This is a genomic window from Nocardiopsis sp. NPDC007018, from assembly GCF_040635075.1.
Lineage (GTDB): Bacteria > Actinomycetota > Actinomycetes > Streptosporangiales > Streptosporangiaceae > Nocardiopsis.
The window spans coordinates 66888-88791 of the sequence record NZ_JBEYHA010000023.1 but is presented as its reverse complement, the minus strand read 5'-3'; the positions used below and the strand labels follow the sequence as shown (position 1 = coordinate 88791).

The following is a 21904-nucleotide window of genomic DNA, read 5'->3' as shown; positions in this document are numbered from 1 at the left end:
GCCGGCGGCAACAGCTACTTCACGGCGGGCGCCACGCGCATCACCCATGACGGCCTGGAGAGTCTCCTGGACCTCATCGACTGTCGTCCGCGACCGCCCCGACCTCACCGCCAGGTCAACGACTGACCGTGCTCACCCGTCCACCCCACCACCCGACCGTCCAACGCCAACGTGAAGTCGTTCTCCGCCACCGGCCGCGCCCCCTCCCACTCCGGAAAGACCCGCCACCCCTCATTCGACACCCAGTGCCCCGGCAACCCGCCCACCAACCGCTCCAACTCCCCACGCCCCTCCACCGACAGATACGCCGCCACCGCGCTGTGGAACACCACCAACGTCGCCCCCCGGGGCACCCGCTCCGCCACCCCGGGCAACACCTCCCGCAGATCCCCCACCACCATCTCCGGAGGATCGGCCGCCACCACCGACGCCGCCGCCCGCAACCGCTCCACCCGACCCGCGGCCCGCTCCCCCGGCCACACCAACGACTCCAGCCAGCGCACGTCCCCCTCATCGGCCGCGTCCAGCGGATTCAGGTCCACCCCCACCCGCCACACCACCTCGGGCACCCGGTCAGGCACCGGCACCGCCCCGGCCGTACGGCACTCCAACACCACCGGACTCCCCACCGCACCGAACGGCTCACCCCCGTCATAGGAGTAGCGGTACCGGTCCGGATACAGGCACAACCCCGCCGACGCCCCGATCTCCACCAACGCCAGCGGCCCCTCCAGGGCCGCCAGCACCGGCAGCAGCGTCGCGCACCGGCGCACCTCGTTCGTCTGGGTCATCCGCGCCATCACCACCGCCCGCACCCGCTCCCAGTGCTCCACCACCCAGTCCCGGAACGCCCCCCACTCACCCGTGGGCCCACCCAGGTACCGCACCGCCCCCAGCAGAAGGTTCGGCTGACGCTTGTTCCCCTCGGGCAGGGACAACACCAGGTCCTGCATCCGGGCGTCCCCGGCCACCCCCAACGCGAGCCGCTCGTACTGCGCCGATCCCCCGTTGGCGCAACTCCTCGCGAACCACCGGTACCGTTCCGCGACCCGAGCGCGCTCCCGCTCCACCGCCGACACCTCCACCACCGCACCCCTCCCTCACCGGCCAAACCGCGTTCCGCGCAACCTACTCCCCACCGCCACCACGCCCCGAAGGCACCCCCTACCTCAAGAACACCTCAAGACCCCCACAAGCCCCCACAGGTTGACCCCGCCCTCACTCGCCCGCCCCTACCCTGAACAACGAGACCAAGGACACGAACACATAACGAGAACTCTCACACGCCCGGGCCAGTCCCAGGCAGGAGACGACCACCCACACGAACGGACACCCGTGAGGCTCTCCACCCGCCACCACCTACGGCGCACCCACCACACCACCCCCGACACCTCACCCTTGCTCACCCTCCACGACGTGTCCCTCACCCACCCCACCGGAACCACCCTCCTGCACCACCTCGACCTCACCGTCCACCCCGGACAACACATCGCCCTGGTCGGCCTCACCCCCACCGCCGCCCACGCCCTCACCCAACTCCTCCACCACCACACCACCCCCACCACAGGACACGCCACCACCCACACCCCCCTCCACACCACCCACCCCAACGCCACCCTCGCCCAAACCATCACCGGCCACACTCACCCCAACCCCCACGACCCCCACCTCAACCACGCCCTCCACACCACCCACCTGGACCCCCGCCACCTGGCCACCCCCACCGCCGACCTCGACCCCGCCCTCACCCCCCACATCCACCACGCCCGCACCCTCTACGCCCACCGCACCGGAGCCCGACTCCTCCTGATCAACCAACCCACCACCCCCACACCCCGACCCACACCCACCACCGCACACCTCACCCTCACCAACCACCCCGCCCACGCCCGCACCGCCGACCGCATCCACCTCCTCCACCACGGACACACCACCGAAACCGGCACCCACCACCAACTCCTCCTGCGCGGCGGCGCCTACGCACGCCTGTACGCACACCAGAGCACCCCCGCCTAAACTGACCCCCGTGCCACCCATCACCAAGGAACTCACCGTCGGCCAAGTCGCCGACCGCGCCGGAGTCGCCGTCTCCGCCCTGCACTTCTACGAACGCCAGGGCCTCATCCACAGCCGCCGCACCACCGGCAACCAGCGCCGCTACCGCCGCGACACCCTGCGCCGCGTCTCCTTCATCCGCATCTCCCAACGCGTGGGCATCCCCCTGGCACGCATCCGCGAGGCCCTGGACCAACTCCCCGAGAACCGCACCCCCACCCGCACCGACTGGGCCGCCGTCTCCGCCCAGTGGCGCGAGGAACTCGACGCCCGCATCACCCAACTCATCCGCCTGCGCGACGACCTCACCGGATGCATCGGCTGCGGCTGCCTGTCCCTGGACACCTGCGTGCTCTCCAACCCCGACGACGAACTCGCCTCCACCGGCCCCGGCCCGCGCCGCCTCATGGTCGACACCTTCAAGGACGAGGACCCCACCTGAGCGCCCACCCACACCGGAACCGGGCCACACCCTGACCACACCCAAGCCCCCCGCACCGCCAGCACGGCCCCCGGTCCCGCGCCCGCCCCGCACACGACGAAGCGGCGGCGCCCCGACAGGACACCGCCGCCACACACAACACGTGCTAGAGGCCGGCAGCCTCGTCACGCCCCCGCCGGGCCAACTCGTCGGCGCGTTCGTTCCCCTCGTCCCCGCTGTGTCCGCGCACCCACTTCCACTCCACCTCATAGCGTGAGGCGACCTCGTCCAGACGCTGCCACAGGTCCACGTTCTTCACCGGCTTCTTGTCAGCCGTCTTCCAGCCGCGCTTCTTCCACCCGTGCACCCACGAGGTGATGCCGTTGCTGACGTAGGAGGAATCGGTGTGCAGCAGAACCGGCACGTCGCGCGTCAGGCTCTCCAACGCCCGGATGGCCGCCATCAGCTCCATCCGGTTGTTGGTGGTCTGCGCCTCGCTGCCGAACAGCTCGCGTTCGTGGGCCCCGTAGCGCAACCACACCCCCCAACCGCCCGGACCGGGGTTGCCGCTGCACGCCCCGTCGGTGTAGATGACCACGCGTTCCGTCGACCCCTGGTCGACCTCGTCCCCGTTGTGCATGCCGGGCAATCTACCGCCCCCACGGGTCACGAAAAGGCCACACCCCACATGACAAGAGCCACTTACAGTGCCAATCAGGACCAATGGAGCCCACAGGACAGCCACCACGGACGACCAACCCGACCAAAGGCGCCTCCACCCCCTCCCCGACCAACCACCCGTTCACCTGTAGGAGACCAACAGGTGAGGCCGATCGGTCAGACCGCGCTCCACCTGCACCACCCCGCCCCCAACCCACCACAACTCCGAGGCACGCGGCTGCCGAGCACGCAGCGGCGGACTCACCGGCGCAGCCTCACCCGTGGCCGCGTCCAACGCGTACAGCTGCCAGTCCCACCCCGGCCCAAGCATGTGACACTCACCAAAGGACCCGACCCCGTCCAACATCACCAACAGCCGCCCCTCACGCACCCCGACCACCGACACCCCCGGATCACCCAACGCCGTCTCCCAGACCAGCTCCCCGGTCTCCAGATCGTGCGCGCGCACCTCGTTCGAACAACTGGAGTGATCCGTACTCGAATAGAGAAGACCGTCGCGCACCACGAACGGCCTCGCCTCACCACCGCCCACGGGGAAGAGCCCGCTGACGACCAACTCGTTGCGCACGCGCCCGTCGTCGTCGAAAGCCAGCACGGGCTGACGCTCCCGCGCCTGACCCGCCTCCTCCTCGGGGTCATAGCCCCCGCTCCCGAACCCCCTCCTGTGCCCCAGATCGACCCGCACATGGATCGGCTCCGCCGCGACCAGCGACGTGGCCCCCACCGCGTCCACCTTCGGACCCGACCTGCCACGCTCGAACGCGAAGGCGCTGACATCCTCACCCGTCACCGGGGAGACCACGTGCACGGTGACGGACTCGTCCGCGCCACAGTCCCCCACCACCACGACCTCCCCCTCACCACGGTCCATGAAGTCCGCGGCCGGACAGGCGACCCCCTCAGCCCTCAGTGAGCCGCGCCGCCACGACTCCTCACCCGAGGCGGCGTCCAACCCCACGAGCTCACCCCCCGCGCGCACCAGGACCCGGTCACCGACGTGCGCGACACCCGAACCACGCGAGAACAGCAGCTCCGCCCGCGCCCCCTCAGCGTCGGCCAGCGGACCGGCCCGCCAGACCTCCTCGCCGCTGTCGAGGTCAACGAGCAGTGCCGTGTCGCAGGAGCGCACCTCCTCCTCACCCTCCACGTCGTCGGGCTCGGTCTCCCCCTCCACCAGGAACACACCGACCCCGCCACGGCTCTCCTGGGCCATCGCGCACACGGCCTCCGAAGGCTCCAACCGCCACCGCTCCGCGCCCTCGCCCACGTCCACGGCCGTGATCCCGTCCTCGGTCGCGTAGACCACCGCCGCATCGCTCGCCCACCCCCCGACGACCTCCCCCGGGAGCCCCTCGACCGACCACGCCGTGTTCCCCGCGACCTCGGGGTTGAGCAGGAGATGCCCCTCCCGGAAACCCTTGCCGACGAACAGGACCAGGGCGAGCACCAGCACCGCGCAGAGGGGAACGACCAGGCACCCCAGGAACCAGCGCTGGCAGCCGCCGCCCTCCGGAGCGGTATCGGGACGGGTCACGTGGGTCACTCCCTCACTCGGCCCCCGCCCCGGCGGCGAGGAGCGTCCTCTGGTGCGATGCCTCCCGGGCGCGGGTCGTTCACGGACGAGGCGACGACACCGGAAACGACCACGGCGCGCCCGTGCCGGACGGCCCCGGACACGACGACGGGGGTGTACCGGACCCACCCGGTACACCCCCGCGGCCGAGGACTACTCCGCCAACTCCTGCTCCAGCTCCCGAGCGCGCTCCTCGCGCCGGGCGAACACGTTGTCGGCCATCTCGTTCATCTTCTTCAGCACCCGCTTGCGCTCGCGCAGCGAGAGCCGGTCGACGTACAGCTTGCCGTAGGTGTGGTCGGTCTCGTGCTGGAGGCACCGGGCGAAGTACCCGCTCCCGCTGAGCACCACCTCGTTGCCGTCCCGGTCCAGCCCGCGCACCGTGGCGTGCTCGGCCCGCCCCAGGTCGGCGTGGGGGCCGGGGACCGAGAGGCACCCCTCGCTCTCCACCACCACGGCGTCGTCCAGGTCGCGCTCGTCCAGGACCGGGTTGATCACGTGGCCCACGTGCCGGACCCCGTCGTCGTCAGGGCAGTCGTAGACGAACAGCCGCAGGTCCACCCCGACCTGGTTGCCGGCCAACCCCACGCCCTCGGCGGCGTACATGGTCACGAACATGTCGTCGACCAGCCGCGCCAGCTCGGCGCCGCCCAGCATGGAGGCGGGGACGTCGGCGTTGACCCGGTGCAGGACCTCCTCGCCGGTGACCGTGATCCGTAGGACACGGCCCCGGGCGGCCTCGGGGGCCAGTGCGGGGTAGTCCGGTACCTCCCGGCCCTGGACGACGGTAACGGGCACGGGCATGGACTGCTCCGACATGGTCCTTCTCTCAGGGCGGGCTCAAGGGGAAACGGCGGACACGACGCCGCCAACCACGAAAAATAGCACGAGCCGACAGGTCACCCCGGCGCACGCCCCGTGGGCACCGCCCTAGCGGAACCACGCGTTGCCCTGGATGAGACACCGCGCCAGGTAGTCGCGCAGTGAGACCACCACGAGCCGCCTGCGGTCGCTCTCATGGTCCCACACCACGATTCCCGGACCGTAGTCCGTGTGGACGTAGGCGAACTGCGGCCCCATGTCGGAGTCGCCGAAGAAGATCATCTCGTCGAAGGGCGCGTACAGCTCCAGGTAGTCCGGCTCCCGGCGCATGGCCAGGTTGTCCTCCACCAGTCGGCGGGCGCTCCACACCACCGCGTCCCCGTAGTCGTTGGTCACCCCGTCGGTCTCCCTCAGCAGGGAGGCCAGCTCGAACGGCAGGGGCAGCATCAGGTGCTTCTCGACCTCGGCCAGGGTCACCTCGTCGGCCGGATCGCTCAGATCGGCCTCGGGATACATCTCCAGGATCAGTTCACGCCACACACCCACGATCATCACAGGTCGTGGCAAGACACGGGAAATCGTGGTCGGCGAGTTGCGCCGAAAATCCACCGAATCCCCACCCACATCCGTCACAGATCACCATCTACACCCCATATGCGCCCACCCACGGACCAGCAGGTCACACCCGCGCGCCGCCGGTCCGCATCATCTACCAACGCGCCACATGTCCCAAATGCCACAAAACGCCATGGATGTCACCGTGCGTGCACGCAACACCACCCAAAGCGCACAATGAAAGCCATGAAACACACCACACCACACCTCCTCGCCACCCTCGCCCTCACCGCGGCCACCCTCACCACCCCCACACCCGCACACGCCACCGACCACCCCGGCCAAGCCACCACCTACCCCGGCCACACCACCAGCCAATACGTCCCCCTCACCCACGCCACCACCCACCACGCCCACCAAGCCGGCTGCGCCCAAGCCAAAACCAACACCCCCGGCGTCCGCATCCTCTTCTTCGGCACCCAAGAAAAGGACAACCGACTCCGCGAACCCGGAACCAGCGCCGCCACCACCACACCCCGCACCCACACCGACAAAGCCCTCGAATACGCCCACCACTGGGCCCGCGGCTACACCGACTGCACCACCACCAACACCCCCACCCACCTCGCCCTCGGCATCAACAACAAAGACGACGGCGGCATCGACGGCACCACCGCCGGACGCCAATGGGCCACCCTCATCGACCAAGCCCGCACCACCACCACACCCCACGTCACCCTCACCGCCGCCATCGACGCCGAACCCTCCTGGTCCACCCCCACCTGGGCCCACGACTGGATCAACGCCTACACCAACGCCACCAACACCCCCCTCTACGCCGCCAACTCAGCCGACGGCTGCCCCACCACCGGCAACGGCACCTGCAACAACGGCTGGACCCTCAAAGACGTCCACCTCGCAGCCGGAGGAACCCACCCCACCGTCGCCACCATCCCCCAGATCTACCGAACCGACGCCATCCAAGCCCGCCAATGGGCCAACATCAGCCACTGGGGCCACACCAACACCAACGACCCCCTCCGCTTCGCCGCCGCCATGTCACAAAACACCGCCTGCGAACAACGCACCTGCAACAACACCGACAACACCCCCCAACAAGCCTGGACCCAACTCAAACAAGCCCTCGACACCCGCACCACCACCCGCGTCACCACCCTCGGCCCCGCCACCGACATGCGCTGGCCCTGACACCCACCCCACCAACAACCCCACCCACCACAAAGGCCCGGGTCCCACGACCCGGGCCACACCCACACCCACCACAAGGGGAGCCACCACCCCCGCCAACACCCACCCCGGCCCCCCAAAATAGAAAGGAAGGCCCAACACCCACCACCGGAGACACCACCATGGCCACCACCCAGCCCACACCCGGGCCCCTCACCACCCTGGCCTACACACTCCTCCTCGTCTCCCACAACACCGCAGCCTTCCTCCTCACCCCCCTCGTCCTCGCCTCCTCCCTCCTCACCCTCATCTGGATCGGCCTCCCCTTCACCATCCTCACCGCCACCACCCTGCGCACCATCGCCAACGCACAACGCACCACCCTCACCCACCTCAACCCCCACCAACCCGTCCCCGCCACCTACCGCCCCATGCCCCCCACCGGCGTCCACGCCCGCGTCCGCGTCATCCTCACCGACCCCACCACCTGGCGCGACATCCTCTGGCTCGCCTCAGCCCCCCTCCTCACCACCCTCGCCCTCCTCAGCTACGCCCTCTACGCCCACGCCCTCTACCAAACCCTCTACGCCCTCATCCTCTGGCGCCACACCACCGACCTCTACGGCTTCATCACCCCCCACACCCCCACCGAAGCCCTCATCGTCCTCATCCCCGCCACGCTCACCCTCCTCCTCGCCCACTTCCTCCACCCCCTCACCACACACGCCCACCACCAACTCGCCCGCACCATCCTCGCCCCCTCCGAAAAAGCCCGACTCACCGCACGCGTCGCCCACCTCGCCACCAGCCGCGCCGACACCATCGACACCCAAGCCGCCGAAATCCGCCGCATCGAACGCGACCTCCACGACGGAGCACAAGCCCGCCTCGTCGCCCTCGGCATGAACCTCGCCATGGCCGAACACATCATCGACACCCAACCCCACAACGCCAAACACCTCCTCGCCGAAGCACGCGACACCACCCGCCAAGCCCTCACCGAACTCCGCGACCTCGTCCGAGGCATCCACCCACCCGTCCTCGTCGAACGCGGACTCGACGGAGCCGTCCACGCCCTCGCCCTCACCCACCACCTCCCCATCACCGTCACCAGCAACCTCCACGGCCGCCCCGCCGACCCCGTCGAATCCGCCGCCTACTTCGCCATCGCCGAACTCCTCACCAACACCGCCAAACACGCCCACGCCACCCACGCCTGGGTCCACATCAACCACGGCCGCCAACGCCTCGTCATCACCGTCACCGACAACGGCCGAGGAGGAGCCCACCCCACCCCCGAAAGCGGCCTCTCCGGCATCGCCCGCCGCCTCGACTCCTTCGATGGCACCATGAACACCACCAGCCCCCACGGCGGCCCCACCATCGTCACCCTGGAGATCCCATGCGCGTTGTCATCGCCGAAGACCTTGCCCTCCTCCGCGACGGCCTGATCCGCCTCCTCGAAGCCCACACCTTCACCGTCGTCGCCGCCGTCGACAACGGCCCCGACCTCCACACCGCCCTCACCCACCACAAACCCGACGTCGCCGTCGTCGACGTCCGCCTACCCCCCACCTTCACCGACGAAGGCCTCCAAGCCGCCATCGCCGCCCGCACCCAGATCCCCGGCCTGCCCATCCTCGTCCTCTCCCAACACGTCGAACAGCTCTACGCCCGCGAACTCCTCTCCGACGACGCCGGAGGCGTCGGCTACCTCCTCAAGGACCGCGTCTTCGACATCAACCAGTTCATCGAGGCCATCCGCCGCGTCGCCGACGGCGGCACCGCCATGGACCCCGCCGTCATCTCCCAACTCCTCGCCCGCCAGGACCAGAGCGGCCCCCTCGCCCAACTCACCCCCCGCGAACGCGAGGTCCTCGCCGAAATGGCCGAAGGCCGCTCCAACTCCGCCATCGCCGGACGCCTCTACATCACCGAAAAAGCCATCAGCAAGCACATCAACAACATCTTCACCAAGCTCGACCTCCCACCCTCCTCCGACGACAGCCGACGCGTCCTCGCCGTCCTCGCCTACCTCAACGGCCAATAGAAAAGCCGCGGCCCCCACCGGGACCGCGGCTCACACACCACACCTCAACCACTACTCACGACGCACCCGGTACAACCCGTCGATCTCCTCCGAGAACGCACGCAGCACCGCCTCCCGCCGCAACTCACCCGACGGACGCACCAACCCCGACTGCACCGTGAACTCCTCCGCCAACACGTGGAACGACCGCACCGCCAAATGCCGCGGAACACTCCGGTTGGCCTCATACACCAACCCCTGCACCTCACGCAGCAGATCACGATCCCCCGCGATCTCCTCCGGCGCCATCGACAACGGCCGACCGTTCACCAAACGCCAGTACTCCAACTGATCACGCACCAACGTGACCAGCGCACTCGCGAACGGACGCCCCTCCACGATCACCAACACCTGACTGATCAACGGATGCGCCCGCAACCGCGCCTCGAAACCCGCCACCACCTCGGCGTCCCGCGACCCCTCACCCACAGCCGCGAACTCGCCCGTACCCGACACACCCACCGGACCCGCCGCCACCGCAGGAGCCACCTCCAACTCCCGCGTCGGCTCCTCCACCACGGGCAACGACGCCGTCGCCACCACCGGCGACTCCGCCTCCGGCTCCGCCGAGGGCTCGGTCACCACCTCCAGCACCCGCGCCCGACGCACGAACCGCCCCGGAACCTCCGCCACCGACGCCTGCGGACGCGAGCGCCCCGACACCCGGACGAACCCCTCGTCGTCCTCCTCGGCCAACACCCCCGTGGCCAGCCAACCCTCACGGAACGCCGCCCGCGTCCCCTCACCATCGGCCCAGTACCCCAGGAACACCGGACCGCCCCGCACGAACAACTCACCCTCGGGCGACACCCACACCTCGCGGCCCGGCAACGGCCGACCCACCGTGCCCGCCACCCGCTCACCCGGAGCGTTCGCCACGAACACACCCGCCGTCTCCGGCGAACCGAACACCTGCATCACCGGCACACCCACACCGTTGAAGTAGCTGTCCAACCGCTCCGACAACCCGCCGCCCCAGCACACCGCCAGATGCACCCGGCCACCCAGCAGGTCCCGGATCTTCGAGAACGACCAGTCGTACATCGACCGCGACAACCGCCGCCAGGCACCCTTCTTCGGCGACTGGTCGAACGACACCGCCGCGTCCATCGCCGCGTTGAACGTCCCCACCGAGTCCCAGTCCGTGGAGTGCGCCGAAGCCCGCTCCGAACCGTGCACCCGCTCGAACAGGTCCGGACGGCACACCAGCACCGTCGGCCGGAACCGGTCCAGCTCACGCCGCAACCGTCCCGGAGCCACCAACCCCACCCGGACCCGGCCCACCACGCACGCCACCAGGGACGCCAGCCCCGACATCTCCGACAACGGCAGATCCAGCACCGCGCTCGCCCGCCCCGGAGCCAGCTCCGACAACCGCGGCCACATGCGGTCCACCAGGTCGGCCGCCGCCGTCAGCAACGCCCCGTGCGAGAGCACCACGCCCCGCATCCGCCGCGAGACCGTACTCATCGGGTACAGCACCACCGCAGGATCGTCGGCCACCACCTCGTCACGCCGGAACCGCACCGCCGTGGCGTCCATGTACGTCCCCAGACCCGCCACCACCGGCAGGCCCTCCTCATAGCGCCACACCCGGCCCAGGTCGGGCAGCTCACGCTGCAACGCCACCGCCGCACGGTACTGGCGCTCGCCCTCCACCACCACGGCGGCCGGACGCGTCTCACGCGCCACGTGCGCCATCCGCTCCTCCGACACCGCCTTCGGCAACGGCACCAGCACCGCCCGAACCGACCACACGGCGAACGCGAAACGCACCCAGTCGTAGTTGGAGTCGGCCACCAGCAGAACCCGGTCCCCCTCGGCGATACCCGCCGCGACCAACCCCTTCGCCAGGGCCGTCACGTCCGTGGCGAACTCACCCGCCGTCCGACGCTCCCAGTCCCACCCCTCCAACACGGAGAACACGTGCGCGTGCGCGTCAGTCGTCGCCACCTGGTAGACCAGGTCACTCAACCCGGAGAACTCTCGAGCCAACGAACCGGGGGCCTCGCCCATACCCACTCATCCTCTGTCGCGTCAGTAGGCGGGCCCGACACGATCCCCACCCGCCTCAGTCGGGGAATTGTGCCCTACTGTGCCCATTTCCCCACCGAACGGCAACCTCGACGTCCGGGGACACACCCACCAAGACCTGGGCTCATCGGACCTTCGTGCGGGCCGCCCACACGAACGACAGCAACGACAACACCGCCACCGACGCCATCACGACCACCATGCTCACCAACGAGGCCTCGCCAGAAGGCGTCATCCCCGCCATCGCCGCGATCGCCCCGCCAAGAGCGAACTGCATCGAACCCATCAACGCCGAGGCCGTCCCCGCCACCGCCACCGGCTGCCCGTCCAGGGCCGTCACCGTCGCGTTCGGCATGATGAAACCGACGCTGAACATCATCAGCGCCAACAGCCCCGACACCATCCACAGCTCGGCCGCACCGGTCAACGCCAACACCAGCAGCGTCAGCACCGCGCCCAATGCCAGCAGCAGCCCCAGCAACAACCGCCGGGCCGTGTCCACACGACCCACCAGCAGACCGTTGCCCTGCGTCCCCGCCATCGACGCCAGCGCGTTCACCGCGAACAACCACCCGTAGGTCTGCGGCGAGATCCCGAACTCGTTCTGCGACACGAACGAGAACGCCGACACATAGGTGAACAGCATGCCGAAGCTCAACCCCAGCGTCAGCACCGGGCTCACGAACCTCGGGTTACGCACCAGCCCCCACACCGTGGCGGCCAGTTGACGCGGCCCCTGCGACTGACGGGCCTGCGCCGGCAGGCTCTCCGGCAGCCACAGCAGCACCAGGACGAAACTCAGCGCCGACATCCCGGCCAGCGCCCAAAAGCTCAGCTGCCACGGACCCACCAGCAAAAGCTGGGCGCCCACCAGCGGAGCCAGCAACGGCGCGAGCATCATCACCAGCGCCAACCGCGAGAAGAACCGCACCGCGTCGTCGCCCTGGAACATGTCGCGTACCACCGCACGGGCCACGACCGCACCGGCCGCACCCGCCACCCCCTGGAGGAAGCGCAACGCGACGAACACCGACACGTTGGGCACGAACACGCACAGCACCGACGTCACCGTGAACAGCGCGACACCCACGAGCAGCGGACCCCGCCGACCCCAGGCGTCGCTCATCGGACCGATGACCAGCTGCCCCACGGCCATCCCGATCATGATGGCGGTGAGGGTCAGACCGATCTGCCCTTCGGTGGCCCCCAGCTCACGGGTGATCTGCGGGAAGGCGGGCAGATACATGTCCGTCGCCAGCGGGCCGGTGGCCGTGAGGACTCCCAGGACCAGGACCAGCAGCGCGATCGAGCGTCGGGACCGCGTCGGTTGGGGGCGGTCTCCCTGTGCGGGGGCGGTGGAGGGGGACGGTGGGGACTGCAAGGGCACTCCAGTTCTCGGACGGGCCGACCCGGACGACGGCACGCCGGAGGACCGGCACCGCGACGGATCGGGGGTGGTGGGGAGCGTCCACAGGTATGGACCACTCCATACCAACACCGAAGGGGAGGATTTCGCTCCCCACCCAACCACCCCTGTGCCTGTGATGTCCCTTACGCCGGGGCCACGTTCCCCTGCGCTCCGGCCCTTCGCGCGGTCACCGCACCAACCGGTCGAGCAGCCGCTCCACCTCGGCCTCGGGGTCCCGCGTCAGACCACCGTGGATCGGCCCGGGCTGCACGATGGTGCTCCGGGGAGCGGTCAGCCACCGGAACCTCTGCCCCGGACGCTCACGACCGGCCATCCCGGCCTCCGCCCCGCCCCGGCACATCAGTTCCACGGCCGCCAGGGCCCGGCGCACGCCGTCGACGTCCGTTCCGGCGTGCACGGCCAGCAGACGGGCCTCGTCCAGGTCCGAGCGCGCGGCGAGGAAGGCCCGCTCCTGGGAGTACACGATCACCCCGGCGTTGACGCACTCACCGCGCTCCAGGCAGGGAACCACCCGCAGGAGCGCGTACTCGAACACCGCACGCTCACGTTCCACACCCACCTGTCCGGTGGTCACCGTGGTGTACCGCTCGCTCACGAGGACACCTCCGGAAGCCAGGAACGGTCGGCCACCCGGGCCGTCAGGTGCCTCACGTACGCCTCCCGCACTTCGTCCGCCGAGACGAACCCGGGTTCGTCCTCCAGCCACACGTCCGGCACCATCCCGACCACCCCGCGCAGGAGGTCCTCGTCCACGAGCGGGGCCAGAGCCGCGTCGGCTGCGGCCAGGTCGGGGGCGGCTCCCGACAGCACGTGGTCGGAGGCGTCGTAGGCGCGGGCGACGAAGCGGTCGGCGTGGGACCAGCTGTGGTGGAAGATCAGCGTCGCCCCGTGGTCGATCAGGTAGGGGCGGCCGTGCCACACGAGCATGTTCGGGTTGCGCCAGGAGCGGTCCACGTTTCCGGTGAGGGCGTCGAACCACAGCACACGGCCGGCGAACTCCGGGTCGGTCTCGAAGGTCAGCGGGTCGAACCCGAGGGAGCCGGGCAGGAAGTCCATGCCCAGGTTCGGCCCGCCGCTGGCCTTGAGTAGTTCCTGGACCTCGGGGTCGGGTTCGCCGCGGGCGATGACCGCGTCGAACTCCACCTCCGCGAGTTCCGGGACCGGCAGCCCCAGGGCCCGGCCCAGTTCCCCGGTGACGACCTCGGCCACCAGGGTCTTGCGGCCCTGACCGGCACCGACGAACTTGACGACGTACATTCCCAGGTCGTCGGCCTCGACCAACCCCGGGAGCGAACCTCCTTCGCGCAGCGGCAGTACGTACCGCGTCGCGATCACCTTTTTCAGCACGGTGGCCAGCATAGGCACCCGCCCCGGTGGTCGCGTCCGCCCCGGTGGCCAGGGCCGGACGAGTCGGGGGCCGCTGAGCCGCACGCAGCCGAGGGGCCCCGACCACCCCTCCCCGGTGTCGGGCGGACCCCTGACAGCACTCCTAAACAGGGCTGAACACGTTCTAGATACCGGCCTCGCCCGCCGCGACACGCCGAACCGATCCGGGAGGAGGAGTTGGGAGGCGGGCGGCGTAGCCGCGCGAATGTGTTGTTGTCGGTGTGGTTCGACAGAACCGCCGCGCCACCTTTACGACGTAGATTTACTTAGGCGGAACAGGTTCCCCCATGGCAACCTCCCGGCCGATCCGCGACACCTTCCCTGCGGCCACGCCCCCCGCACGGCACGGAGGGCGGTGGGCCACGGCCCACCGCCCTCCCCCGCACCCCGAGGCCCCGCTCTCGGGGTGCGCTCCCCCGCCGCGGCTACAGGTTGTCCTCGGGGGCCTCTCCCCACTCCCCCTCGCCCTCGCTCCCCGGGGTCGGGGCCGTCGGCACCGGGCTGGCCGGTTCCCCCTCCCCCTCCTGCGGGGTCGGCTCGGACTCGGCCTCCTCCTGCTCGGACTGCTCCGCCTCGGGCTGGCCCGACGTCGGCATCTCCGGGGGCGGGAAGGTCATCATCCACAGGTAGAGCGCGAACACCAACAACAACAGCAGGAGCAGCAGGGCGCCCAGAGCGCCGATCAGCCACCAGTTGGCCTCGCCCCTGGCCACGGGGGTGTCGCGGTGACCGGCCCAGGGCGCCCAGCGCACCGCCGAACCGCCCCGCTCCCCCGCCCAGTGCGGCATCACCACCGGCCCCCACGGCACCAGAGGCCCGCCGCGCCCGGCCTCCTCCAGGAACCGGCCCGCTCCGGGAGCACCCTCCTCGTAGGGGACCGCCACCCACAGAGCCGACCTCCCGCTCGTACGGGCGGCGGCCACCCCCTCGCCCTCGCGCACCGCGCGCGCGAACCGCTCCCGCGTGGGTTCGTCGATCCCCGCCGCGTCGTTGAGCATCGCCACACTCGCCCGTTCCCCGGCGGAGTCGCGTCCCAGGTACACCACGCCCAGACGCGACTCGTGCAGGCGGCCCAACAGCCGGTAACCGCCGAGCTGACGTGGATCGACGTCGTTCAGGCCCCTCGTGGGCGCCGTCATGGCTCTTCCCCTCTCCGACACTCCGCGGCCGGCCACCCGTCCGCGCCACGGCCCGTTCCCGTCCCAGTCTCGCGTCGTCTACCGGCCCAAGAGCACCTCAACGGGTAGTGTCGCCACAGGTGATCCACAACCTACTCCTTACGGGCGTCCACGCACGGGGACGCCGCGTCCGGGAAGGACGGGACATGGCACAGACCCCACCCGGGAACGGCCCCGCCGCCGCGCCGGGACCGGAGAGCGCTCCGGGCGAGCCGACCCGGCTTCTGCGCGCCGCGCTGCACGAGGTGTCCACGGTGATCGTGGGCCAGGAGGGCATGGTGGAACGCTCCCTCATCGCCCTGGTCGCGCAGGGGCACTGCCTGATCGAGGGCGTGCCCGGCATCGCCAAGACCCTGGCCGTGTCCACCCTGGCCAAGGTGACCGGCGGGTCGTTCTCCCGTATCCAGTTCACCCCGGACCTGGTGCCCTCCGACATCGTGGGCACGCGCATCTACCACCCCTCCACCGAGAGGTTCGACGTCGAGCTGGGGCCGGTCTTCGCCAACTTCGTGCTCGCCGACGAGATCAACCGCGCCCCCGCCAAGGTGCAGTCGGCGCTGCTGGAGGTCATGGCCGAGCGCCAGGTCTCGATCGGTGGCACCACCCACCCCCTGCCCGCGCCCTTCATCGTCATCGCCACCCAGAACCCGGTGGAGTCCGAGGGGGTGTACCCGCTGCCCGAAGCGCAGCGGGACCGCTTCCTCATGAAGGTCAACGTCCACCACCCCAAGGCGCACGAGGAGATGGAGATCCTGCGCCGGATGAGCTCGGCCCCGCCCACCGCCCACCAGGTCCTGGACCCGGTCACGTTGGGCGAGCTCCAGGCCGACGCCGAGCGGGTCCATGTGCACCAGCTCATCGCCGACTACGTCGTACGCCTGGTCATGGCCACCCGGGAGCCGGAGAACCACCAGATGCCCGACCTGCGCGAGGCCCTGGAGGTGGGCGCCAGCCCCCGTGCCACCCTGGGCCTGGTCGCCGCCGCGCGGGCGCTGGCCCTGCTTCGGGGGCGCGACTACGTCCTGCCCGACGACGTACGGGTCCTGGCGCACGACGTCATCGCCCACCGCCTGGTCCTGACCTTCGACGCGCTGGCCGACGGGGTCACCCCCGCCCAGGTGGTCGACCGCATCCTGTCCACCGTGCCCGCCCCCAGGGTCATCTGGGACGAGCCGCCCTCGGGTGAGACCGCCTCCTTCGCGGCGCGGACGTGATCGCGTGAACACGCGCTCCATCGGTACCGATCCCCGGCTGCGCGCCGCGCTGCGCCGGCTGGACCTGCGTATCGTGCAGCGTCTGGACGGGCTGCTGCACGGCGAACACCTGGGCCTGCGGCTGGGGCCGGGCTCGGAGGCGGCCGAGGCCAGGCTGTACATGCCGGGCGAGGACGACGTGCGCCACATGGACTGGGCGGTGACCGCGCGCACCGACACCCCCCACGTGCGCGACGTGGTCGCCGACCGCGAGCTGGAGAGCTGGACCCTGTTGGACCTGTCGCCGAGCATGCACTTCGGTACGGGGATGCGGTCCAAGCGGGAGGTCGCGGTGGGCGCCCTGGTGGCGACCAACCTGCTCACGCAGCGGGTCGGCGACCGGTTCGGGGCGCACTTCCTGCACCAGGGGCAGGTGCGGCGCTGGCCCGCGCGGTCGGGCAAGGAGGCCCTGCTGTCGCTGCTGGCGACGGTCGCGGCCGCCCCGGAGGGGGACGTGTTCGCCCCGGGAACCGACCGCGCCACCCTGGCGGACGCCGTGTCCGACCTGGTGCGCACCCGGCGCCGACGCGGTCTGCGGGTGGTGGTCTCCGACTTCCTGGACACACCGGCCTTCGGCGGGGAGGTGCCGTGGGAGCGGCCCCTGCGTCAGCTGGGTTCCCGCCACCAGGTCCTGGTGGTGGAGGTGGTGGACCCCCGCGAGCTGGAGGTGCCGGAGGTGGGTGACGTGCCCCTGCGTGATCCGGCCACCGGGCGGGTACGTGACGTGCGTCTGACCCGTGCGGTCCGTGAACGGTACCGTCGGGCGGCCGCGTCGCAAAGGGCCGCCGTGCGGGGGGCGCTGCGCCGGTGCGGGGTGCACCACCTGGTGCTGCGCACGGACCGGGACTGGGTCCTGGACACCGCCCGGTTCGTGATCGACCAGCGCCGGACCGCGCACCGGCTGGCCCGGCGCACACCGGTGGTTCCGCGGTGAGCGGTCGTGGCGGACTCCACGCCGGGGGCGCCGGAGCGGGCGCGGGAGGGTCCCGCGCCGGTACGGGCAGGGGGGACGTGGAGCGGTCATGACCTTTCTCGAACCGCAGCGGCTGTGGTGGCTGCTGGTCCTGGTGCTGCTCGTGGGCGCCTACGTGTTCGCCCAGCGACAGCGCCGCGAGTACACGGTGCGCTTCACCAACCTGGAACTGTTGGACCAGGTGGCGCCGCACCGGCCGGACGTGCGCCGACACGTGCCCGCCGTGCTCTTCACGTTGGTGTTGGGGGTGTTGATCGCGGCGATGGCGGTGCCCGCGATGCCGGTGGAGGCCCCCCGGGAGCGGGCGACGATCATGGTGGCGGTGGACGTTTCGCTGTCGATGGCCGCGAACGACATCGAGCCGGACCGGCTGAGCGCGGCCAAGGAGTCGGCCCAGGGGTTCGTGGAGACGCTGCCGGACCGGTTCAACGTGGGGCTGGTGTCGTTCTCCTCGACGGCGACGGTGGTGACGGCGCCCACGCAGGACCACGCGGCGGTCACGAGTTCGATCGAGGGCCTGCGGTTGGGTCCGGGGACGGCGATCGGTGAGGGGGTGTTCGCCTCGTTGGAGGCGATCCGCACCTTCGACGAGGACGCGGAGGAGGACCCGCCGCCCGCGGCGATCGTGCTGTTGTCGGACGGGGAGAACACCAGTGGGCGGGACATCCTCCAGGCGTCGTCCGAGGCGGCCGAGGAGGAGGTCCCGGTGTCGACGATCGCCTTCGGCAGCGGTGCGGCGATGATCGAGATCGACGGCTACCAGGTGCCCGCCGACATCGACAAGGAGGCCCTGGAGGGGCTGGCGCAGGACACCGGGGGGCACTTCTACGAGGCCGAGAGCGAGACGGAGCTGAACGAGGTGTACGAGGACATCGGGTCCTCGCTGGGTACGGAGACGGTGCATGAGGAGATCGTCACTCGGTTCGTGATGGTCGCCATCGTGCTGGCGATGGCGACGGCATTGACCTCGCTGCTGTGGTTCCAACGTCTTCCCTGACCGGAGGCGCTCCAATCGCACATGCGAGTGATGTTGGTCACATCCCTTTAGGTGGGGTTTGCACCTTTTCCTCTTCGGCAACGGGTTAGCGTTGGCATGTTTTGTCATGCCCACCCACTTCGAGGAACGATGCCGAACACACCCGCTCTCCCGGCCGCGATCTGTTTCGACCTGGATGACACACTCATCGACGACGTCGCCGCCTCGTCCGTGGGTCTGCGCACGGTCATGGAACGACTCGGCCACCCGGACTTCGGTTCGGCCCGCGCCCTGTGGGACACCCAGACCGAGATCTCCTTCGGCGCCTACCTGCGCGGTGAACTCACCCTGGACGAGCAGCGCCGCGAGCGCGTCCGGGCCCTGGCCCTCCAGGCGGGCCACTCCGACCTCGCCGACCAGCACTGCGACGAGCTCTACCGCATGTACCTGGACGCCCACCGCAGCGCCTGGCAGGTCTACCCCGACACCTTCCCGGTCCTGAGCGCCCTCTCCTCGGCCGGGTACCGCCTGGCCGTGCTCACCAACGGCATGGAGTCCCTCCAGCACGCCAAGCTCCAGGCCCTGGAACTGACCCCGTACTTCCACGCCGTGGTCTGCGCCGACTCCGTGGGCGCGGGCAAGCCCGATCCCCGCATCTTCCACGCGACCGCCCAACGCCTGGGCGTGGAGCCCGGCGCCTGCTGGCACGTGGGAGACCAGATCCAGTCCGACGCCGTCGGAGCGATCGCCTCCGGCATGCGGCCCGTGATCGTGGACCGCCAGGCCCGTAAGCCCGTCGAGGGCGTCACCACCCTCCCCGACCTCGACGGCCTCCTGCGCATGGTGGGGCTTCCCAGCAGCGTGGCCGCGACGGGCCTGCTGTGACCTCCATCGACGACTGGATGGCCCGCAGGGTCACCGTCCACCTCATCACCTCAGGACCGGCCGGACCGGTCCTGAAGGGTGCGCGCGTGCTCTTCGGCCAGGACCCCCAGGACGTGGCCCGGGGCCTGGGCGGCCTGCCCGAGGACGTCCCGCTGGTGGCCCTCGACGTGCTCACCGAGACCGTGAGCCTGCCGCGCGGGCGCGCCCTGCACGTGGACCGGATCGTGTTCGCGGAGCCCCAGCTGGTCGCGGCCTGGCCCTCGGTCGTTCCCACGGAGGGGCTCACGCCCCCGGCCCCCGCGCTGGCCGCCGAGGAGGAGCCCGCCCCAGAGGGCTCCCGCCCGCGGTTGCGCCGCTTCGCCTCCTACGGGATCGTCACCGACCCGGCCGGGCGCGTCCTGCTCAGCCTGATCGCCGACGGCTACCCTGCCGCCGGCACCTGGCACCTGCCGGGCGGCGGTGTGGACACCGGTGAGGACGTGCGCGCCGCACTGCGCCGCGAGGTGCTGGAGGAGTCCGGCCAGGCCGCCGTGGTCGGCGAGCTGATCACCGTGGCCAGCCACCGCCGGGCGCAGAGCACCGGAACCGACGTCTACGCGGTCTGGGTGTTCTCCCACGTACACGTGGCCGAGCCCACCACGCCCCGGGTGGTCGAGGTGGCGGGCTCCACGGCCGACTGCGCCTGGTTCACCCCGGCCGAGCTGACGGAGCTGTCGCTGTCCACGACCGCGCGACGCGGTCTGGAGTTCCTGGTGCGGCACCGGCGCCGCGGCTGAGCCGACCGGTACGCTCCGAGCGGGCCGGGCCGGTGTCGGGCCCGGCGCCCGGCGTCCCCTGCTCGCGGGGCCCCTCCTCGCGGAACCCCGCTAGACGAGGACGTGGCGGCGCAGCCACCACAGACCGGCGCCCACGCCCAAAACGACCACCCCGACACCGACCACGGGCAGGGGCAGGCTGGTCGCCAGGACCACGCACCCGACCAGCCCGCCGACCGGGGCGATCAGCGGCGGCCGGTTCTCGTCGGGGCCCAGCCGCAGTGCCGAGGCGTTGGTGATGGCGTAGTAGACGAGCACGCCGAAGGCGGAGAAGGCGATGGCGCCCCGCAGGTCGGCGACCAGCACCAGGGCGATCACCACGACGGCCACCACCGCCTCCGCCCGGTGCGGGACCCCGTGGCGCTCGCTCATCGCGGCCAGCGGCCGCGGCAGGTGCCCGTCCGAGGCCATCGCGGCGGTGGTGTGCGAGATCCCCATCAGCAGCGGGAGCAGGGCGCCGAGGCTGGCCACGGCCGCACCGGCCACCACGAACGGCACGAGCATCGGGAACCCGGCGACCTGGACGGCGTCGGCCATCGGCGCCTGGCTGTTGGTGAGCTTCTCCCGGCCCAGCACGATGAGCAGGCCGGTACCGATCAGCAGGTACAGGACCAGCACCGTGCCCAGGGAGAGCGTGATGGCCCGGGGGATGGTGGTTCCGGGGTCGCGGACCTGACCGCCGAGTGTGGCGATGCGGGCGTACCCGGCGAAGGCGAAGAAGATCATCCCCGCCGCGCCCAGGACGCCGAAGGAGCCCGGCCAGGGCCCCAGCCCGTCCACCTGCGCGACCGCGGCCAGGCGCCCGCTCATGAGCATGGCGACGAACACCGCGACCAGGACGGCCAGCACCAGCAGGAGCAGCACCTTGATCACCAGGGTGGAGCGGCGCACCCCCCGGTAGTTCACGGCCGCCAGGACGACCACGGCGGCCACCGCGACCGGCTTCTGCCACTCGGGCAGCGTGTAGGCGGCGAAGGTCATCGCCATGGCGGCGCAGGAGGCGATCTTGCCGACCACGAACGACCAGCCCGCCAGGTAGCCCCACAGGTCGCCCAGGCGTTCGCGCCCGTAGACGTAGGTCCCGCCGTTCTCGGGGTGGCGGGCGGCCAGGCGCGCCGAGGAGACCGCGTTGCAGTAGGCGACCAGTCCGGCGATGAGGACGGCGACGGGCAGCCAGGCTCCGGCGCCCAGAGCGGCGGGGGCGAAGACCGTGAAGACACCGGCGCCGAGCATCGCCGCGGCGCCGATGGCGGCCGCGTCGACGGTTCCCAGCGTCCGGGCGGGTCTGGCCTGCGGTCCGGAAGAGGTGGCCAACGGGGTCTCCTTGGGTGGGTGTCTCCGGTCGTCGACCGGCGGGCGCGCCTGGCCCCCTCCTGGTCCGCGGGAGTGCGCGGCCGGTGCCGGCGGACCACGGAGGGCGGGACGAGGGGCGTGCCCGACTTCCGAGTGTGCCCGATACCGGTGACCGAAGGGCGCGAACCCCCGGTCCGGGGCGGCCGGTTCCGGACCCGCCGGAGAGCGCCCCCGCCTCGGCGCGGGCACGGGCAGGGGCCCCCGGTCTCGCTCGGGGACCCCTGCCACCGCGCGGTTT

21 protein-coding genes are annotated in these 21904 nt (G+C 70.8%); 10 read left to right on the top strand and 11 right to left on the bottom strand.

The annotated features are described in order from the left end of the window. Positions 1-104: 104 nt before the first annotated feature. Positions 105-1088 carry a DUF2332 domain-containing protein gene (locus ABZ635_RS15335; protein ID WP_357764703.1) on the bottom strand — a complete coding sequence of 328 codons (984 nt, stop codon included), beginning with the start codon at positions 1086-1088 and terminating at the stop codon, positions 105-107. Between the two features lie 247 nt (positions 1089-1335). Here ABZ635_RS15335 and ABZ635_RS15330 point away from each other — a divergent pair, with 247 nt between their 5' ends. Both ABZ635_RS15330 and soxR read left to right on the top strand, forming a co-directional pair. After that, positions 1336-2016, top strand: a complete 681-nt coding sequence (locus ABZ635_RS15330; RefSeq protein ID WP_357764700.1) for an ABC transporter ATP-binding protein — start codon at positions 1336-1338, stop codon at positions 2014-2016. Between the two features lie 10 nt (positions 2017-2026). Next, positions 2027-2497 carry a redox-sensitive transcriptional activator SoxR gene (gene soxR / locus ABZ635_RS15325; protein ID WP_357764697.1) on the top strand — a complete coding sequence of 157 codons (471 nt, stop codon included), beginning with the start codon at positions 2027-2029 and terminating at the stop codon, positions 2495-2497. A gap of 145 nt (positions 2498-2642) precedes the next feature. On the opposite strand, the gene rnhA is transcribed toward soxR, so the two are convergent. From rnhA to ABZ635_RS15305, 4 genes are all read right to left on the bottom strand, one after another. Further along, positions 2643-3116 carry a ribonuclease HI gene (gene rnhA / locus ABZ635_RS15320; RefSeq protein WP_357764696.1) on the bottom strand — a complete coding sequence of 158 codons (474 nt, stop codon included), beginning with the start codon at positions 3114-3116 and terminating at the stop codon, positions 2643-2645. Positions 3117-3278: 162 nt separating this feature from the next. Further along, entirely contained in the window at positions 3279-4691 is a 1413-nt protein-coding gene (locus ABZ635_RS15315) for a PQQ-binding-like beta-propeller repeat protein (RefSeq protein ID WP_357764694.1), read from the bottom strand. 192 nt (positions 4692-4883) lie between these two features. After that, on the bottom strand, positions 4884-5549 hold the full coding sequence (def, locus tag ABZ635_RS15310) for a peptide deformylase (protein WP_357764691.1): 666 nt from the start codon (positions 5547-5549) through the stop codon (positions 4884-4886). Between the two features lie 111 nt (positions 5550-5660). Next, positions 5661-6104, bottom strand: a complete 444-nt coding sequence (locus tag ABZ635_RS15305; protein WP_357764715.1) for an SMI1/KNR4 family protein — start codon at positions 6102-6104, stop codon at positions 5661-5663. Between the two features lie 249 nt (positions 6105-6353). Here ABZ635_RS15305 and ABZ635_RS15300 point away from each other — a divergent pair, with 249 nt between their 5' ends. The 3 genes from ABZ635_RS15300 to ABZ635_RS15290 all read left to right on the top strand — a co-directional run bounded on the left by ABZ635_RS15300 (position 6354) and on the right by ABZ635_RS15290 (position 9345). Then, positions 6354-7316, top strand: coding sequence for a hypothetical protein (locus ABZ635_RS15300; RefSeq protein WP_357764688.1), 963 nt, complete (start codon positions 6354-6356; stop codon positions 7314-7316). 161 nt (positions 7317-7477) lie between these two features. Beyond that, complete coding sequence (locus ABZ635_RS15295; protein WP_357764686.1) at positions 7478-8746, top strand: sensor domain-containing protein; 1269 nt, start codon at positions 7478-7480, stop codon at positions 8744-8746. After that, entirely contained in the window at positions 8698-9345 is a 648-nt protein-coding gene (locus tag ABZ635_RS15290; RefSeq protein WP_357764683.1) for a response regulator transcription factor, read from the top strand. The genes ABZ635_RS15295 and ABZ635_RS15290 overlap by 49 nt, the downstream gene beginning before the upstream one ends. 51 nt (positions 9346-9396) lie before the next feature. Here ABZ635_RS15290 and ABZ635_RS15285 read toward each other — a convergent pair whose 3' ends face one another. From ABZ635_RS15285 to ABZ635_RS15265, 5 genes are all read right to left on the bottom strand, one after another. Continuing rightward, the gene (locus ABZ635_RS15285; RefSeq protein ID WP_357764680.1) at positions 9397-11400 is read right to left on the bottom strand and encodes an AMP-binding protein; all 2004 of its coding nucleotides are present in this window, start codon (positions 11398-11400) and stop codon (positions 9397-9399) included. A gap of 142 nt (positions 11401-11542) precedes the next feature. After that, positions 11543-12799: a multidrug effflux MFS transporter gene (locus ABZ635_RS15280; protein ID WP_357764676.1), complete on the bottom strand. Its 1257-nt coding sequence runs from the start codon at positions 12797-12799 to the stop codon at positions 11543-11545. A gap of 214 nt (positions 12800-13013) precedes the next feature. Beyond that, positions 13014-13442, bottom strand: a complete 429-nt coding sequence (locus tag ABZ635_RS15275) for a DUF3037 domain-containing protein (protein ID WP_357764673.1) — start codon at positions 13440-13442, stop codon at positions 13014-13016. Next, complete coding sequence (locus ABZ635_RS15270) at positions 13439-14206, bottom strand: HipA family kinase (RefSeq protein ID WP_357764671.1); 768 nt, start codon at positions 14204-14206, stop codon at positions 13439-13441. The genes ABZ635_RS15275 and ABZ635_RS15270 overlap by 4 nt, the downstream gene beginning before the upstream one ends. A 452-nt stretch (positions 14207-14658) precedes the next feature. Beyond that, complete coding sequence (locus ABZ635_RS15265; RefSeq protein ID WP_357764669.1) at positions 14659-15372, bottom strand: hypothetical protein; 714 nt, start codon at positions 15370-15372, stop codon at positions 14659-14661. Positions 15373-15557: 185 nt separating this feature from the next. Between ABZ635_RS15265 and ABZ635_RS15260 the strand changes: the two genes are divergently transcribed. The 5 genes from ABZ635_RS15260 (at position 15558) to ABZ635_RS15240 (ending at position 20274) form a co-directional block, all read left to right on the top strand. Then, positions 15558-16625, top strand: a complete 1068-nt coding sequence (locus ABZ635_RS15260) for an AAA family ATPase (protein WP_357764666.1) — start codon at positions 15558-15560, stop codon at positions 16623-16625. 4 nt (positions 16626-16629) lie between these two features. Beyond that, on the top strand, positions 16630-17598 hold the full coding sequence (locus tag ABZ635_RS15255; RefSeq protein ID WP_357764663.1) for a DUF58 domain-containing protein: 969 nt from the start codon (positions 16630-16632) through the stop codon (positions 17596-17598). An 88-nt stretch (positions 17599-17686) separates the two neighbouring features. Further along, positions 17687-18634 (top strand): VWA domain-containing protein, encoded by a 948-nt coding sequence (locus ABZ635_RS15250; protein ID WP_357764661.1) that lies wholly within the window; start codon positions 17687-17689, stop codon positions 18632-18634. Positions 18635-18763: 129 nt separating this feature from the next. Further along, complete coding sequence (locus tag ABZ635_RS15245; RefSeq protein WP_357764659.1) at positions 18764-19498, top strand: HAD family hydrolase; 735 nt, start codon at positions 18764-18766, stop codon at positions 19496-19498. Beyond that, positions 19495-20274: an NUDIX domain-containing protein gene (locus ABZ635_RS15240; RefSeq protein WP_357764656.1), complete on the top strand. Its 780-nt coding sequence runs from the start codon at positions 19495-19497 to the stop codon at positions 20272-20274. Before ABZ635_RS15245 ends, ABZ635_RS15240 begins: the two co-directional genes overlap by 4 nt. Positions 20275-20364: 90 nt before the next feature. Here the strand turns inward: ABZ635_RS15240 and ABZ635_RS15235 are convergent, their stop codons facing one another. Continuing rightward, the gene (locus ABZ635_RS15235) at positions 20365-21627 is read right to left on the bottom strand and encodes an APC family permease (RefSeq protein WP_357764653.1); all 1263 of its coding nucleotides are present in this window, start codon (positions 21625-21627) and stop codon (positions 20365-20367) included. Positions 21628-21904 lie beyond the last annotated feature (277 nt).

What these genes read in the sequence shown, in the direction of transcription:
- rnhA (WP_357764696.1), bottom strand. Translation starts at nt 3,116, where the DNA reads ATGCACAACGGGGACGAGGTCGACCAGGGGTCGACGGAACGCGTGGTC.
- def (WP_357764691.1), bottom strand. Translation starts at nt 5,549, where the DNA reads ATGTCGGAGCAGTCCATGCCCGTGCCCGTTACCGTCGTCCAGGGCCGG.
- ABZ635_RS15305 (WP_357764715.1), bottom strand. Translation starts at nt 6,104, where the DNA reads ATGATCGTGGGTGTGTGGCGTGAACTGATCCTGGAGATGTATCCCGAG.
- ABZ635_RS15300 (WP_357764688.1), top strand. Translation starts at nt 6,354, where the DNA reads ATGAAACACACCACACCACACCTCCTCGCCACCCTCGCCCTCACCGCG.
- ABZ635_RS15295 (WP_357764686.1), top strand. Translation starts at nt 7,478, where the DNA reads ATGGCCACCACCCAGCCCACACCCGGGCCCCTCACCACCCTGGCCTAC.
- ABZ635_RS15290 (WP_357764683.1), top strand. Translation starts at nt 8,698, where the DNA reads ATGCGCGTTGTCATCGCCGAAGACCTTGCCCTCCTCCGCGACGGCCTG.
- ABZ635_RS15285 (WP_357764680.1), bottom strand. Translation starts at nt 11,400, where the DNA reads ATGGGCGAGGCCCCCGGTTCGTTGGCTCGAGAGTTCTCCGGGTTGAGT.
- ABZ635_RS15270 (WP_357764671.1), bottom strand. Translation starts at nt 14,206, where the DNA reads ATGCTGGCCACCGTGCTGAAAAAGGTGATCGCGACGCGGTACGTACTG.
- ABZ635_RS15265 (WP_357764669.1), bottom strand. Translation starts at nt 15,372, where the DNA reads ATGACGGCGCCCACGAGGGGCCTGAACGACGTCGATCCACGTCAGCTC.
- ABZ635_RS15260 (WP_357764666.1), top strand. Translation starts at nt 15,558, where the DNA reads ATGGCACAGACCCCACCCGGGAACGGCCCCGCCGCCGCGCCGGGACCG.
- ABZ635_RS15250 (WP_357764661.1), top strand. Translation starts at nt 17,687, where the DNA reads ATGACCTTTCTCGAACCGCAGCGGCTGTGGTGGCTGCTGGTCCTGGTG.
- ABZ635_RS15245 (WP_357764659.1), top strand. Translation starts at nt 18,764, where the DNA reads ATGCCGAACACACCCGCTCTCCCGGCCGCGATCTGTTTCGACCTGGAT.